Origin of the sequence: Pseudoalteromonas amylolytica (assembly GCF_001854605.1) — a bacterium.
Classification (GTDB): domain Bacteria; phylum Pseudomonadota; class Gammaproteobacteria; order Enterobacterales; family Alteromonadaceae; genus Pseudoalteromonas; species Pseudoalteromonas amylolytica.
The window spans coordinates 337,299-352,033 of the sequence record NZ_MKJU01000006.1 but is presented as its reverse complement, the minus strand read 5'-3'; the positions used below and the strand labels follow the sequence as shown (position 1 = coordinate 352,033).

Sequence of the window (14,735 nt, the reverse complement as noted above, 5' to 3'; positions counted from 1 at the left end):
ATGTACAGGAAGACTTCTGCGATGACGTGGTCTTTGGTTGGGTTTTTGCTATTTATCTCCAGTTTAATTGGCTACGTGGCTTACACATACCAATCTACCCGCCAAGCCATTATGGATAACATCGATAAACAACTGTTGCACGCAGCCAAAAGTGCACAGCTGATTATAGGAGACGATTACCACACCCAACTCAGTTCTGTGTCCCCACATGAGTACCAGCAAAAAAGTGCTCAGTTGACCGCGCTTGCTCAAGCGGTAGGCGTGGAATATGTATACACCATGATCTATCGAGCTCCCGATGTTTACTTTACTGCATCTAGCTATACCAAGAGCGACCTCAGGCAAAACAGACTCACTCAGTTTCTGGATCGCTACGAAGAAGCCACCGCCATCAATAAGGCCGCCTTTCGCTCCACTGAACCTGTGTTTGAGGTATCTAAAGATCAATGGGGGCATTTTAAGAGTATCTTTATCCCGTATATTGCACCAGACGGTACGCCGTATATTACTGGTGCGGATATAACGATTGGTAAAGTCGATGCACTGCTGCAAGAAAGTGTGACTAAAGCCACCCTCACCGCGAGTTTTTTCTTCTTTATTGCCGTGCTGGTTGCGGCTTTATATTTGCAGTTATATCGCAAGTCAATGAGTACCGACCCGCGCACGGGGTTTGCGAATCGTGTCGCACTCGAACGCGATCTCAGTAAAAAACAAGACCAGCATCTAGCATTGGCAATTGTGACGGTTGATGAGCTAGAAGACATCATTGGCTTTTATGGCACTCAAGTCGGCGATCTGGCTCTACAAAAAGTGATGACTTACTTTAAGCGTTTTACTCACCCTCATCAGGTATACCGCCTGGCGACGTCAAAACTGGTTATTATGAGCAATATCAAAGATGGAGAAGCCTATTTGAGTCAACTGATAGCCGATTTTCCAAAGTCCAGCCCAGTGCTGACCAATCCTCATTTATACATTCAGCTACATGCTGGAATAGCCTCGGGCAATAAATCTTTATTACTAGAAAACGCCTCTATTGCTTGTCGACAAGCCAAACAAACCCAGCAGACAGTCTGCCTATTCAGTGTCGATAGCCAAGATGCGAGGCTAAAACAAAAAAACCACCTCGCGATTGCCAATATTCTGCAAGATGCTTTTGACAGCGAGCGTATCGCTACGTACTTCACCCCTAGAGTTAACCCTAAAACCGAGCAGATCTTGCAACATGGCTGTAGCGCTCGGATCATCACCGAGCAAGGCGCCATACTAAAAACCGAGAGTTTTAGTGAAGTGGTGCGTCAGTCTCGGCTGCAAAGTAAACTCACGCGCAGCATTTTTACCCAGTGTATTACCCACTTTAGAAAAACCACCTCGGCTTGGAGCATCAAACTCAGCTTTCAAGACGCCACCGACCCACAGTTGCTTGATTTTATCGATCAGGAATTGCGTCGCTACCCACAACCGCAGCTCATTACCTTTGAGCTTGATGAAAAAGATGTACTAGATAACTTTAATGCCATGGCGGTGTGTATCAATGTACTCAAAAGTAAGGGCGTAAAAGTGTCTATCAATGCAGTCAGTAGCGGTTTACTCACGGTCAGTCGCGTAATGAAACTCAATATCGACATGTTATTGCTTGATGAGGCGCTCACCACTTACATCGCCGAGGATGAGCAGGTGTTTGAATTTATACAAAACATAGCCAAGCTCTGTGGCGATAAGCACATTCTATTGTTGGTTGCGGGGGTTGAGTCTGAACAGCAATATGCTCGGCTGAGCGAAGCTGGCGTTGATTTGGTTGAGGGCCCCTACATTGCAAGAGCGGCCCCACATGTTTGTAATAAATTACGGCAGCTTAACAACCAAGCGCGTGCTTGATTGGCCGCTGGCCCAATATTTACGCTCAAACGGTGTAATAGCCATATCACTGTGATATGGCTCTACCGGCGTTGGGTGTCCAGCTAATTGCAGCGCGCGGGCAAACTCCTTTACGTAAATATCCCAGTTGCTGCGCACCTCAAGCAAACCGCCAAGCTTAACAATAAATGGGAACACTGCCGCTCCATGCCAACGACGTTGGATATGTTTAGCCTTTGGCCAAGGGTTTGGATACAACAAATAATGGTGTGTTGGTTGCCAATTGGCAGCCACCGCTAAACGCCAAAAATCATTGAGATCCGCCTGTACCAGCACATATTGCCCCGCATCCGTTTGCTTGTACTCAACATCATGTTTTTCAAGGCGATGTGACGACTTATCAATACCAATCACCAAAGCGTTTGGATGTAGCTTTGCAAGATTGGCGGTGCTTTCTCCCACGCCACAACAGGAATCTAAGATAATCGGACCATTAAATGCCTGAACGCGCGCATTAACTTCGTCAAAGGCGCGTTGCGTATGTTGTGCTACAGGCTTTTTAAATTCAGCCTTTAAATGCTTAGTGACTATTTCGTCCAGCTTGTCGTGCAAGCTGGGCTGGTTTGAAACAATGCTTCTTGAATTTGCTTCACTCATCAGTGACGTAACCCTACTCCCCGGCGGATCAAACTCAACGCCAGAATAAATAATCCAGAAATAAACGCGAATAATACCGCAAATGACGTGTAAATGTTCACATCAGATACCCCTAAAAAGCCATATCTGAAGGCATTAACCATATAAATAATGGGATTAACCTGAGAAACGCCCTGCCAAAACTCTGGCAACAAGGTGATTGAGTAGAACACACCACCAAGATAGGTCAACGGTGTTAACACAAATGTGGGGATAATACTGATGTCATCAAAACTGTTAGCGTACACGGCGTTGATCAAGCCGCCCAAAGCAAACACTGCGGAGGTTAAAATCACCGTTGCGATGATCACCGCTAGGTTATGAATTTGAATATCAACAAAAAATAGCGATACCAAGGTAACTATCAAGCCCACTAACATGCCACGGGCCATACCACCGCCGATATATCCCAACACAATGATGTAGTTAGGTACAGGCGCAACCAATAACTCTTCAATACTCTTTTGAAATTTAGTGGAATAAAAACTTGAAGCCACGTTGGAATAGGAGTTGGTGATCACCGACATCATAATAAGACCCGGCACAATAAACTCCATGTAACTAAAGCCACCCATTTCGCCGATTCTGGAGCCTATCAAACTGCCAAAAATCACAAAATACAAGGTCATGGTGATGGCTGGCGGCACTAGGGTTTGCACCCAAATGCGCAAAAAGCGAATACATTCTTTGATCCAGATACTTTTTAGTGCAACACCGTAGCGGGTGATATTCATGCTGTGCGCCCCTGTTCTAATAATCCAACAAACAACTCTTCCAAACGATTGGCCTTGTTACGCATACTCAATACCGTATTGCCTTGCGCACTTAGTTGTGTAAATACCTCATTAAGCCCTTGAGATTTAGCCACTTCTACCTCAAGCGTGTGGTCGTCCACCATGGTGAATTGATAACCTGTAAGGGAAACTGGTTGAATAGGCGCTTTTAAATCCAGTACAAAGGTTTCTTTGTCTAATTTGGCCAGCAAGGCTTTGATGGTGGTGTTTTCAACAATGGTGCCTTTATCAATAATGGCGATGTTTTTACACAACAACTCGGCTTCTTCAAGGTAGTGCGTGGTCAAAATAATGGTGACGCCTTGCTTGTTTATCTGGCGTAAAAAGTCCCACATTGAACGACGCAGTTCAATGTCTACCCCAGCGGTTGGCTCATCTAAAATGAGCAACTTTGGCTCGTGCATCAGCGCTCTGGCAATCATCAAACGACGCTTCATACCGCCCGATAGGGTACGTGCCTGCTTGTCTTTTTTATCAAATAAACCAAGCTGTTTGAGGTACTTTTCAGCACGCTCGTGGGCCAAAGCGCGTGGCACACCATAGTACCCCGCCTGATTGACCAAGATCTGATTAAGCGTTTCAAATTGACCGAAGTTAAACTCTTGTGGCACAAGGCCAAGCTCCGACTTGGCGTCTTCCAAAGCGGTATCAATGCTGTGACCAAACACTTCAACCTGCCCCTCGGTTTTATTCACCAATGACGCAATAACCCCGATGGTGGTTGATTTACCCGCGCCATTGGGGCCAAGCAGCGCAAAAAAGTCGCCCTGCTCTACTTGCAAGTCAATGCCTTTTACGGCCTCAACGCCGTTTTTATAGACTTTTTTCAAGCCTTTGATATTCAGTGCTATCGTCATATTAATGTTGTTCTCCATAACCCCAACGCTTGGTTAGGGTATGTTCGATATTTAAATGATCTAAAATACGGGCCACCATAAAATCGACTAAATCTTGAATCGACTCGGGTTGATGATAAAACCCTGGGGCCGCAGGCATAATGGTGACGCCAAGCTGGCTGAGCTTGAGCATATTTTCAAGGTGAATCGAGCTAAATGGGGTTTCTCTGGGGACCAAGATCAGTTGCCCGCGCTCTTTTATCACCACATCGGCGGCGCGCTCTAACAAGTTGTCTGACGCGCCCATGGCAATGGCCGAAACCGACCCAGCACTACACGGGCACACCACCATTTTTTTCGGCGCAGCCGAGCCAGAAGCAACGGGGCTAAACCAGTTGTCTTTTCCAAATACTTTGATTTGCTCGCCCTGTGCTTTATACAGCTCAGTTAACTGCTCGGTCGCTTTTTGCTCGTTACCCGAAAGTTTGATACCCGACTCCGTGTCTAACACCACCCGTGCAGCACTGGAGATAAGCACAAACACCTGATAATTCATCGCTACGAGTACTTCCAACAAACGTAGCCCGTAGGGTGCACCCGATGCACCGCTAAATGCCAAGGTAATGGCTGGTTTAAACTCGCTCACATTAGTACCTACTTAGTTAAATTTTTGCTCAAGCGCCTTGAGTAACTTTTGATGCAAGCCGTCAAAGCCACCGTTACTCATGATCAAAATATGCTGACCTGACTGCGCACGTTCACATACCTGAGCAATAATATCGTCAATATTATCGCTACACTGGCGAGCCGCTTTTTGTGCCTGCTCACGTAGTGACCAGCCTAACCCTTGCGGTTCAAACAGGTAGGCTTCATCGGCCTGCGTTAGCGAATCCAGTAAGGTGCTTTGATGCACGCCCATTTTCATGGTGTTTGAACGCGGTTCTAAAATTGCGATTACAGGCTCATCGCCCACACTGGCTTTTAACCCCGCCAACGTGGTTTTAATGGCTGTGGGATGATGTGCAAAATCATCATAAACACGTACACCGCCTACCTCACCTAATAGCTCCATACGGCGTTTAGGCGATTTAAACTCACTCAGTGCGTCAATGCTTACGGATACAGGAATACCCACATGACGTGCGGCCGCAATCGCCATCATGGCATTTTTAACGTTGTGCTCGCCAATGGCCGACCAATTCACCACCCCTGCTAATTCACCCTCAAGGTATACCTCAAATTGCGAACCATCATGTTGTAGGAGCTTGTACGTCCAATCACCGTTTAGGGTTTCTTGTTGGCTCCAAAAACCACGCGCGACCACCTCGTTTAACGGCGTATCGTCCGCAGGATAAATGGCTTTACCTTGCGATGGTAAAGTGCGTAATAAGTGGTGGAATTGCGTTTGTATGGCATTCAGATCTGGGAAAATATCCGCATGATCAAACTCAAGGTTATTCATAATCAAGGTGCGCGGCAAATAGTGTACAAACTTGCTGCGCTTATCAAAGAACGCCGTATCGTATTCATCCGCTTCAATCACAAAAAATGGCGTATCGCTGATGCGTGCCGACACTCCAAAGTTTTGTACTATGCCACCAATTAAAAACCCCGGTCTAAGCCCTGCATATTCTAACAACCAAGCCAACATGCTGGCGGTGGTGGTTTTACCATGGGTGCCCGCCACCGCAAGCACCCAAGCGTTTTGCAATAAATTGTGTTTGAGCCATTCGGGGCCTGAAGTATAAGGAATGCGCTGTTCAAGCACATATTCAACACACGGGTTGCCACGGCTCATCGCATTGCCAATCACCACCATATCTGGCGCTGGATTTAGCTGCTCTGGGCCATAGCCTGTCGTCAACTCAATGCCTAACGATTCTAGTTGCGTACTCATCGGCGGATACACATTTTGATCTGAGCCGGTCACTCTAAACCCTAACGCCTGCGCAATGGCCGCAATGCCGCCCATAAAGGTGCCGCAGATCCCTAAAATATGTATGTGCTGTTGCTTAGTTTGCTGACTTGCCATGAAAATAATTTGCCTTTTCTAATATTTATACCGCCATTGGCAGGGTGCTACTATGCCAAATTTACACGCAATAAACCAATTTTGGCCGAGCAAAACAGCTATGCGCAATCGGCAATAATAACCGCTTATACTGAACTTTTTATGAGTTTAGATAAAAAAAATGCCAGTCTTAGACTGGCATCTTATACAATATTTCAAGCTGCAATTACGCTACACCGTACTGATCACGATAAGCTTTTACCGCCTCAAGGTGCTCAGCCATACCCCCTTGCTGTTCAAGGTAAGTGATTAAATCGGCAAGTTTTACGATAGACACCACCTGAGTGTTAAAGTCGCGCTCTACTTCTTGAATCGCAGAAAGCTCAGCTTTGCCTTTTTCTTGGCGGTCTAGTGCAATCAACACACCTGATAAATCAGCGCCCGCTGCCGCAATGATTTCCATCGACTCTCGAATAGCAGTGCCTGCGGTGATCACATCGTCAACCAACATGATACGGCCTTCAAGTGCCGAGCCTACCAACGAGCCACCTTCACCGTGTTGCTTTTTCTCTTTACGGTTAAAGCAATAAGGCACATCTTTGTTGTAGTGATCCGCCAATGCAACCGCTGTGGTCGTCGCAATTGGAATACCTTTGTATGCAGGACCAAATAGTACATCATATTCAATGTGCGCATCTTCAAGCGCTGCGGCATAAAAACGCCCTAAGCGCGCCAAATCACGGCCTGTGTTAAACAAACCGGCGTTAAAAAAGTAAGGGCTGGTACGGCCTGATTTTAGTGTAAACTCACCAAACTTAAGCACCTGCTTTTCAAGGGCAAATTCAATAAACTCTTTTTGATATGCTTTCATGTCTTACCTATTTATTTAACGGGTTATGCCAGTGCTTTTTTCTGTAAATCGATGATTTCTCGAATTGAGTGCTTAGCCAAACCAAGTAGCTCATCTAGCTCTTCAAACGAGAACGGTTCACCCTCGGCGGTGCCCTGTACTTCAATCAGTTTACCCGTTTCGGTCATGATCACGTTCATGTCTGTTTCGGCTTCTGAATCCTCAAGGTATTCTAGATCAGAAATCGCTTCACCGTTGTAAACACCTACAGAAATCGCTGCAATCATAAACTTAAGAGGATTGTTGTTGATCATCCCTTTAGCACGCATATGCGTTAATGCATCAACCAGTGCCACACATGCACCGCTGATTGACGCTGTACGCGTACCGCCGTCAGCCTGAAGTACGTCACAGTCGATGGTAATGGTGTTTTCGCCAAGCGCTTTTAAATCAACCGCAGCACGTAGTGCTCGCGCGATCAAACGTTGAATCTCCATTGTGCGGCCGCCTTGCTTGCCTTTGGCTGCTTCACGGTTATTTCTAGTATGTGTAGAACGTGGCAACATACCGTATTCAGCGGTGATCCAGCCTTTACCTTGACCTTTCATAAAACGAGGTACGCCCGCTTCAACAGTGGCAGTACACAATACTTTGGTGTTACCGAACTCTACCAACACCGAGCCTTCGGCGTGCATAGTATAGTTGCGGGTAAATGTTACCGGTCTAATTTGGTTTGCTGTTCTTTCGCTTGGACGCATCCACGTTCCCCTAAATTCAGAATTTTGCCTATTATAAAGGCTCAACCGATACGATGCTATGCGTTAAGCTAATAAATTGTTGTGACCATAACCGATAAAATTTGCTAATTATTTCCTCTGTCGCCTTGCGCGCTTTATAAGCTATAATGGCGCAGCAAAATTTGTTAATAGATTAGGAACTTTACATGATCCATAGTATGACCGCCTACGCACGCCGAGAAGTTAAGGGTGAATGGGGCACAGGGGTTTGGGAAATTCGCTCGGTTAACCAGCGCTACCTAGAAACCTTTATCCGCGCACCTGAACAATTCCGTGCCATGGAGCCGGTAGTACGTGAACGCCTGCGCAAACACTTACAGCGCGGCAAGGTAGAAGTGTATTTGAAGTTTACCGCCAACCCAGCCCACGTGGGTGAGCTGTCTATTAATGAAACCCTAGCGGAGCAGCTGATCAAAAGCGCCAAGTGGGTACAACAGCAAAGCCAAGGCGATATCAACCCCGTTGATATTCTACGCTGGCCTGGTGTAATGGAAGCCCAAGAAGTTGACCTAGACACGGTAAACAGCGAACTACTTGCAGGTTTTGACGAACTGGTTGAAGACTTTAAAGCCGCTCGCGCCAGCGAAGGTGAAAACCTAGAAACCATGATCACCACCCGTTTAGACGCCATCTTAGAGCAAGTTGCCATTGTTGAAGGACACATGCCAGAGGTGAACAAATGGCAACGCGAAAAGCTCACCACTAAGTTAGAAGAGCTAAAAGCTGAAATCGACGAAAACCGCCTTGAACAAGAGCTTATCTACCTCGCTCAAAAGCAAGACGTAGCCGAAGAGCTAGACCGCCTAAAGTCACACGTTAAAGAAACCAACAAAATCTTGAAAAAAGGCGGCGCATGCGGCCGACGTTTAGACTTTATGATGCAAGAGTTCAACCGCGAGTCAAACACCCTCGCCTCAAAATCAATCAACACCGAAATCACCAACGCAGCGGTAGAGTTGAAGGTATTGATCGAGCAAATGAGAGAGCAGATCCAGAATATCGAATAATGTTTCAGGCTGTTTTTCATTTGGTTTAAAGCCCTTGTTTATAAGGGCTTTAAACCAAAGTAGATAATATTAAGCCAACGCTAATTTAGCCGATTGTTTCCACATAAATGAAGGCATAACATTTCTTAGTTTCCAAGTTATATTCATAGGTTGTCGTCCTGTGTGAGAAACATACTCAACCTCACCGTAATTAACAAACCCCATTGTTCTGCCATACTCATCTTTTGCCTGTTCACGCACGAATAAAAACAACCTTTTCCCTATTTTTTTGTGTCTGATGTAATCTAACCCTTTACCTACTTCCGGTCTTGCTGAGTTTTGGCTTTGCCAATGAAAAAGCTCTTCATTAATAGCGTAATCATGATACATAGTGGTTGGTGAAAACTGCTTTTCATTTTTATTGAGGGTCACAAACAGCAACTCTATATTTTGCTCTTTAATATTAAAGACCCCTTCCCTAGAATTTGACTGCTTCTCAAAAGTTGTTGCTCCGAACCCTACTAGGATCTGCTCGCGGGTATACCTCGCATGTAGCTTGATGGGGTTGTTGCCCATTAATGACATACTTTCTTGCTTATGGTGAACTCGATTGATAAGTAATTTAGTTAAGCAAATTAACTCTGACTTCAACCAAGGCTGTTTAAATCTGTCCAAACTAAAACTTACGTCCTTAAAACCAAGCTGGTGACCAGATTTTTGCCAAAAGTCATAATGCAACATTAACTGATACAACTCTGATTCAACGTTATTTTGCGAAGCAAAATCTCTGATTGCTTGTAAGTACGAGTGATCATCACACACTAGCAATCGCGTTTTAATCATACGTGAGAAATTACGTAGAAGTTCGGGGTCAGCATTTGCTAATAATCCAGCTTCTAAACAAAGCTCTGTCCAACTCAACTTTTTGTATAATTCATCAAGGTCTACTTGAGGATAAACCTTTATAAAGTTAGTTAGATTCAAATCCAAATTTGAATCCTGAGCAAACTTTCTTGCTAAACTGACCAGACGTTGTCTGCTAAGTGTTGCACTGTGTATGTTTCTTAAAATCATTTCTTGTGTTTGTTTAGACAACTCTATGCGACAGCCTAATGGAGCATGAGGAAAATCGTTTCTAATTTCATCAACGATCGCTCCGTCGGTTCTCCCGACTAACGCCCTAAATTTGCGAGCAAAGTCGTATTCAACGTTCGCATTACCGACAAAGTCTAGAACCGTACAAACTTCTTTGCTATCAGCTAAGCGTAAACCACGCCCCAGTTGCTGCAAAAAGATAGTTAAACTCTCAGTTGGTCTTAGGAAGAGCAAAGTATCAACTTCGGGAATATCAACACCTTCGTTAAAGATATCAACAACAAACAAAACGTTTATTTCTCCATACCTAAACGCCTGCTGTTTAATATGACGAGATTCGCTGTTATCACTGGTCAAATAGTCACAAGCAATACCTTTGAGCAAAAATTGTTTGTGCATATATAAGGCATGTTCTTTACTCACACAAAATGCCAGTGCTTTCATCGTAGCCGGTGATGTGACTAACTCATCTATTGTTTGACAAATCTTGTCTACCCGCCGCTGATTTCCAGTATATAGATTTGTTAACGAAGCTATATCATAGCGACCTCTGTTCCAGCTTATGGACCTTAGATCTGTTTCATCATCTACACCAAAATATTGGAATGGGCACAAGTGACGACGGTTAATTGCTTCAGGTAAACGAATTTCTGCAGCAATCACACCACAGAAATCATCTAATATGTCACCCCCATCATGGCGCTCTGGAGTCGCGGTTAGTCCGAGTAGGATCTTCGGATTAAAGTAATTAACAATACTTCGGTAAGAACTGGCTGCTATATGATGCACTTCATCAATAACGATATAATCAAAATAATCGACAGACAAAGACAAGCTTTTAAGTTGGTTGTTTAACGTTTGCACTGAAGCAAACAACTGGCTGTAACCCTCAGGCTTATGATTACCAACCCAAAGTTCTCCAAAGGCAGAATTTTTCAGCACACCTCTATAAGCTAATCTGGCTTGTTGTAGTATTTCTTCTCTGTGAGCAATAAAAAGAAACTTAGCATTCGGTTTGTTTTTAATGTATTTAGAAAAGTCAAAGGCTGAGATTAACGTTTTACCAGTGCCAGTTGCTGCAACAACCAAATTCTTAAAGCGCTTATGCAACGAGCGTTCAACTTCTAGTTGTTCTAATATTTCTTGTTGATGTATAAACGGCTTAATATCAAAGTAATGTGACTGCCCTTGGCTTGTGTTAGACCTAGCTTCTTTTAAAGCTGTACATAACTTTCTTTTAGCTTCTGCTTTACCATCAAACACTTCAAAGTCTTTCGAGTTCCAATAGCTTTCAAATGTATTGATCGAACGTTCAATAATATGCGGGATCTCTTGTGAAGTAATTTTTAAATTCCATTCCAACCCATTCGTTAAGGCCGAATGCGAAAGATTAGATGATCCTATGTAACCGGTATTAAACCCCGACTCACGTATAAACAAATAGCTTTTGGCATGTAAGCGCTCTCTTTTAGTGTTGTAGCTAAGCTTTACTTCTGTATTTGGTAATGAAGCCAAAAATTCTACAGCCTTAGCATCTGTCGCTCCCATATAAGAGGTAGTAATTACCCTTAGCTCTTTACCACTTCGCGTAAATTCCTCAAGCTCGTTACGAAAGATGCGGATACCTGCCCACTTTATAAAAGATACTAGCCAGTAGATTCTATCGGAAGAGCGAATCTCTCGTTTAAGTTCGCTCTCTAGTGATAACCCTGCGTTACTTCCACAAAAAAGTTCACTTTGTGTCAAACCTGTGAGTGGAAATATATCTTCTACATACTTTTTTAAATCAGCAGCAATAGGGTTCTCAATTTCATACAAAGCAGTAAGAATTCGGCCCTGTCCATCAAGTAAGTTTTCATCAAAAAACTCATCTTCATTTAACTTGTCTTTTAGCCATAGCAAGAGCTGATTTGATAGTTCAACCTGGCGTTGTAGTCGATCATCGCCTAGCGGAAGGCTGTTAAGCGCATACTCCATTACTCTACTTAAAAAACGAGACAGCCAAGTCACCGCTTCTGGCTGTTGTAAAACGCGCTCACCCACATAAAACTTTTCCTTATTGAGGTGTTCAGAAATTAGACTTGTAATAAGTTGCTCGTAAATACCGATTTGATTCATATATACTTTTTATTATTTTTTATTGAAGTTGCTGCACACGCCATAATGAATACATTTTTGTGTCTGTCAGACTGTATGCTTTGAATTTACACAAATAACAGTTGCGTATCTATACGTATCACAGAAATAGGTGCGTCAAGAATCTGAAACTTTTAATGATCGATGAGCCGTTTAGAGCTGTCATATTGAATCAAACTACCATTCATTGTAAACAGAATGTTGACTTTTTCACCATTTACAAATATCTTTACTACCATGTTTGTTCAGGCTGAATTCATTAATTTTTCTATCATTGACAACGTTGACAATTCCTTTCAGTTTGAATCTCAAAACAGCGTTGTTAACAACATGTACATTAACTGTGGAAAATCTCCCCATTAATAAAAAGGACAGGGACACGTGATAAATGGTGATGATTTAAGGGCGATGCGGGTCAATGCAGGCATATCCCAAGATGGGATGGCTAAAAAGCTCAAGTGTGATAGAAAAACCATCATAAATTACGAATTAGGTGTGAGTGATATTCGTTCAAAACAGCTTTTTTTGTGGTTTTTATATTGTAAGATAGACGCTGGATCGTTATTGAACGAGATTAAACAGATCCGCGATATCACCAACAGTAAAGAAAAACCCAACTTACAGGATGAAGAACCATGAACAAGTTAAGCCTACACCGTGTATTTAGCTCTATGAATTTATTTATCAAGGTGAATGGGAAGCACAAGGAAATAGCAAAAAGCGATTGTGGTTTGGTAGCGGGTGGACTTTTAGCCATAAAGCGTCCTAGAGCTACGCACGTCAGCGAGTTTACGGACTCTATTCAAGAGCTTACAAATGATACATGTATTTATGTGTCAGGTGGAACTGTACCAAATAAGCGCCCCAAGGCCACTGCCGCTAGCATTCAATTTATTATCACACCTCCGCCCCTCTTAAATGATTCACAAGGATAGAAAATGAAACTTTCAAATTTGATATTGCTCACTATCGTTTCAGTAGCAATTTTTTATATTCAACTTTGGGACGATCGTATCGTTACACCTTTGCATCTATCACTTCTCGGAGTATGTGTTGCCTATGCGATATATTCTAAGAGTATTAATATGGCTCATATAGCAAGCTTCATCCTAGTTTGCACCGTAACTAATCGTTTAGTTTTTGAAACTGGTTTAATTAATGATGTTACACCAGCAGATAATGCGCTTCTGCAAAGCTTATTAATCTACGGTACAAACTTACTATTTAGCCTGATTCTCACCCTAGTGTTAATATTTAGAGTACAGTTATCTAGAATGCTCTCTAACTCAAAAAATATTGAACTCACGCACTTTGACGGTATTTTTCATTGGATATTTATTTACATGGTAGTCATTAACCTTTTAATCCTACTAGAAGATATGGCGCTGATTTTATTCGACATGAAATCTTGGACACTTATTTATGACAACTTCGAAGGCTTGGTCTATGTAGGATGGGCGCTATGTTGCGGCACCTTACTCACCATGATGATTGTTGAAGCCAAGTCGAATCGTTCAGGTGAGGCTAACGCACTATAAGTCAGCAAAAGATGAAAGCTCTTTTTATTACTAACTCAACAATATGTTAGCTCTTACTTTTAGCCTTGATGGCGATGGCTGGTCACTTCGATTTGCAGCAAGCGACCGAGTAATACCAAAGAGTTGGCTTAGCTTCCCAAGATTGTTTTGTTAAATGGGTTTAAAGCATGATTGATGGTGAAGATTTAAGGGCATTGCGTGTTCAAGCGGGGATTACACAGCAAGACATGTGTAAAAAGCTTGGCTGTGATAGAAAAACCATCATCAATTATGAGTTGGGGGTGAGTGATATTCCCTCAAAAAAGCTGTTTCGGTGGCTACAATGCTGCAAGCTTGACCTCGGTGTGTTGCTCGGCCAAATCAAGGCGATTCGTGAAGATGCCAATAATAGCGGCAGAGCTAAGATACTGGACTTTGTCACCATGGGCTTTGTGTTGAGCCAAATATGGAGTCCTATTATCATCACGCCAATATACTTGGCCTTGATTGGTATTTGTATTATCTATGGTGTATACACAAAGAACATCAATATGATTCATATCGCAGGTATTATCTTTATATTAACTGCTGCGAGCTATACAATTTTTGAGTCAGGCTTAATCAATAAAACAACACCTGACGACAATGCCGTGTTACAAAGCATACTTATTTTTGGTACTCAGCTGCTACTCAGCCTCGTTGTCGTATTTCTCTTGGTATTTAGGGTGCAGTTTTCTAGGCTACTGTCCAAATCAAAGGACATTCAATTAACCCACTTTGATAGTATCTTTTATTGGATTTATATCTATACATCAATAGTCTACTTATTAGCTCTACTAGAAGATTTAGCCTACATACTCTTTGACTTAACATCATGGACTTTAATCTACGATAACTTTGAAGGGCTGATCTATTTCGCTTGGGTGCTTTGCTGTAGCGCACTGTTGAGCATGATGATCTGCTCAACCAAAACGCCTTCTGCTTGGGAAAGTAACCCTTAACAGCCTACGCGAAACATTTAATACCTTACACTGTGTGCTTGGGTGGTAGTACCCTATACTTCCCGCCTCCCCCTTTCTTATCAAAGCGCTACCTTTTTGAATTAATGGCAAATTTATAATAATTTTCAGTTTTTTTCTTTGTGTGGAGATTTTTCCACA

The 14,735-nt window shown here is 43.1% G+C and carries 14 protein-coding genes; 6 read left to right on the top strand and 8 right to left on the bottom strand.

Annotated elements, in window-relative coordinates; genetic code table 11:
- Window positions 1-1,878 carry an EAL domain-containing protein gene (locus tag BET10_RS03055; protein WP_070983345.1) on the top strand — a complete coding sequence of 626 codons (1,878 nt, stop codon included), beginning with the start codon at window positions 1-3 and terminating at the stop codon, window positions 1,876-1,878.
- Here BET10_RS03055 and trmB read toward each other — a convergent pair.
- From trmB to rph, 7 genes are all read right to left on the bottom strand, one after another.
- Window positions 1,846-2,514, bottom strand: a complete 669-nt coding sequence (gene trmB, locus BET10_RS03050) for a tRNA (guanine(46)-N(7))-methyltransferase TrmB (protein ID WP_070983344.1) — start codon at window positions 2,512-2,514, stop codon at window positions 1,846-1,848. The two genes, BET10_RS03055 and trmB, sit on opposite strands and share 33 nt — an antisense overlap.
- Complete coding sequence (locus BET10_RS03045) at window positions 2,514-3,281, bottom strand: ABC transporter permease (RefSeq protein WP_070983433.1); 768 nt, start codon at window positions 3,279-3,281, stop codon at window positions 2,514-2,516. The genes trmB and BET10_RS03045 overlap by 1 nt, the downstream gene beginning before the upstream one ends.
- Before the next feature lie 2 nt (window positions 3,282-3,283).
- Entirely contained in the window at window positions 3,284-4,204 is a 921-nt protein-coding gene (locus tag BET10_RS03040) for an ABC transporter ATP-binding protein (RefSeq protein WP_070983343.1), read from the bottom strand.
- Window position 4,205: 1 nt separating this feature from the next.
- Window positions 4,206-4,829 (bottom strand): flavin prenyltransferase UbiX, encoded by a 624-nt coding sequence (locus tag BET10_RS03035; RefSeq protein WP_070983342.1) that lies wholly within the window; start codon window positions 4,827-4,829, stop codon window positions 4,206-4,208.
- 12 nt (window positions 4,830-4,841) lie between these two features.
- The gene (mpl, locus tag BET10_RS03030) at window positions 4,842-6,215 is read right to left on the bottom strand and encodes a UDP-N-acetylmuramate:L-alanyl-gamma-D-glutamyl-meso-diaminopimelate ligase (RefSeq protein ID WP_070983341.1); all 1,374 of its coding nucleotides are present in this window, start codon (window positions 6,213-6,215) and stop codon (window positions 4,842-4,844) included.
- A 205-nt stretch (window positions 6,216-6,420) separates the two neighbouring features.
- Entirely contained in the window at window positions 6,421-7,065 is a 645-nt protein-coding gene (gene pyrE / locus BET10_RS03025; protein ID WP_070983340.1) for an orotate phosphoribosyltransferase, read from the bottom strand.
- A 23-nt stretch (window positions 7,066-7,088) separates the two neighbouring features.
- The gene (gene rph / locus BET10_RS03020; RefSeq protein WP_070983339.1) at window positions 7,089-7,802 is read right to left on the bottom strand and encodes a ribonuclease PH; all 714 of its coding nucleotides are present in this window, start codon (window positions 7,800-7,802) and stop codon (window positions 7,089-7,091) included.
- Between the two features lie 185 nt (window positions 7,803-7,987).
- On the opposite strand from rph, the gene BET10_RS03015 reads away from it, so the two are divergent.
- Window positions 7,988-8,848 carry a YicC/YloC family endoribonuclease gene (locus BET10_RS03015; RefSeq protein ID WP_070983338.1) on the top strand — a complete coding sequence of 287 codons (861 nt, stop codon included), beginning with the start codon at window positions 7,988-7,990 and terminating at the stop codon, window positions 8,846-8,848.
- A gap of 69 nt (window positions 8,849-8,917) precedes the next feature.
- Here BET10_RS03015 and BET10_RS03010 read toward each other — a convergent pair whose 3' ends face one another.
- Window positions 8,918-12,040, bottom strand: coding sequence for a DEAD/DEAH box helicase (locus tag BET10_RS03010; RefSeq protein ID WP_070983337.1), 3,123 nt, complete (start codon window positions 12,038-12,040; stop codon window positions 8,918-8,920).
- Between the two features lie 399 nt (window positions 12,041-12,439).
- Between BET10_RS03010 and BET10_RS03005 the strand changes: the two genes are divergently transcribed.
- The 4 genes from BET10_RS03005 to BET10_RS02990 all read left to right on the top strand — a co-directional run bounded on the left by BET10_RS03005 (window position 12,440) and on the right by BET10_RS02990 (window position 14,576).
- Window positions 12,440-12,697 (top strand): helix-turn-helix domain-containing protein, encoded by a 258-nt coding sequence (locus BET10_RS03005; protein ID WP_070983336.1) that lies wholly within the window; start codon window positions 12,440-12,442, stop codon window positions 12,695-12,697.
- Window positions 12,694-12,993, top strand: a complete 300-nt coding sequence (locus BET10_RS03000; protein ID WP_070983335.1) for a hypothetical protein — start codon at window positions 12,694-12,696, stop codon at window positions 12,991-12,993. The genes BET10_RS03005 and BET10_RS03000 overlap by 4 nt, the downstream gene beginning before the upstream one ends.
- A gap of 3 nt (window positions 12,994-12,996) precedes the next feature.
- Entirely contained in the window at window positions 12,997-13,596 is a 600-nt protein-coding gene (locus BET10_RS02995) for a hypothetical protein (RefSeq protein ID WP_070983334.1), read from the top strand.
- 167 nt (window positions 13,597-13,763) lie between these two features.
- On the top strand, window positions 13,764-14,576 hold the full coding sequence (locus BET10_RS02990) for a helix-turn-helix domain-containing protein (RefSeq protein WP_083330412.1): 813 nt from the start codon (window positions 13,764-13,766) through the stop codon (window positions 14,574-14,576).
- Window positions 14,577-14,735 lie beyond the last annotated feature (159 nt).

What these genes read in the sequence shown, in the direction of transcription:
- BET10_RS03000 (WP_070983335.1), top strand. Translation starts at nt 12,694, where the DNA reads ATGAACAAGTTAAGCCTACACCGTGTATTTAGCTCTATGAATTTATTT.
- BET10_RS03015 (WP_070983338.1), top strand. Translation starts at nt 7,988, where the DNA reads ATGATCCATAGTATGACCGCCTACGCACGCCGAGAAGTTAAGGGTGAA.
- BET10_RS02995 (WP_070983334.1), top strand. Translation starts at nt 12,997, where the DNA reads ATGAAACTTTCAAATTTGATATTGCTCACTATCGTTTCAGTAGCAATT.
- BET10_RS02990 (WP_083330412.1), top strand. Translation starts at nt 13,764, where the DNA reads ATGATTGATGGTGAAGATTTAAGGGCATTGCGTGTTCAAGCGGGGATT.
- BET10_RS03040 (WP_070983343.1), bottom strand. Translation starts at nt 4,204, where the DNA reads ATGACGATAGCACTGAATATCAAAGGCTTGAAAAAAGTCTATAAAAAC.
- rph (WP_070983339.1), bottom strand. Translation starts at nt 7,802, where the DNA reads ATGCGTCCAAGCGAAAGAACAGCAAACCAAATTAGACCGGTAACATTT.
- mpl (WP_070983341.1), bottom strand. Translation starts at nt 6,215, where the DNA reads ATGGCAAGTCAGCAAACTAAGCAACAGCACATACATATTTTAGGGATC.
- pyrE (WP_070983340.1), bottom strand. Translation starts at nt 7,065, where the DNA reads ATGAAAGCATATCAAAAAGAGTTTATTGAATTTGCCCTTGAAAAGCAG.
- BET10_RS03010 (WP_070983337.1), bottom strand. Translation starts at nt 12,040, where the DNA reads ATGAATCAAATCGGTATTTACGAGCAACTTATTACAAGTCTAATTTCT.
- BET10_RS03055 (WP_070983345.1), top strand. Translation starts at nt 1, where the DNA reads ATGTACAGGAAGACTTCTGCGATGACGTGGTCTTTGGTTGGGTTTTTG.
- trmB (WP_070983344.1), bottom strand. Translation starts at nt 2,514, where the DNA reads ATGAGTGAAGCAAATTCAAGAAGCATTGTTTCAAACCAGCCCAGCTTG.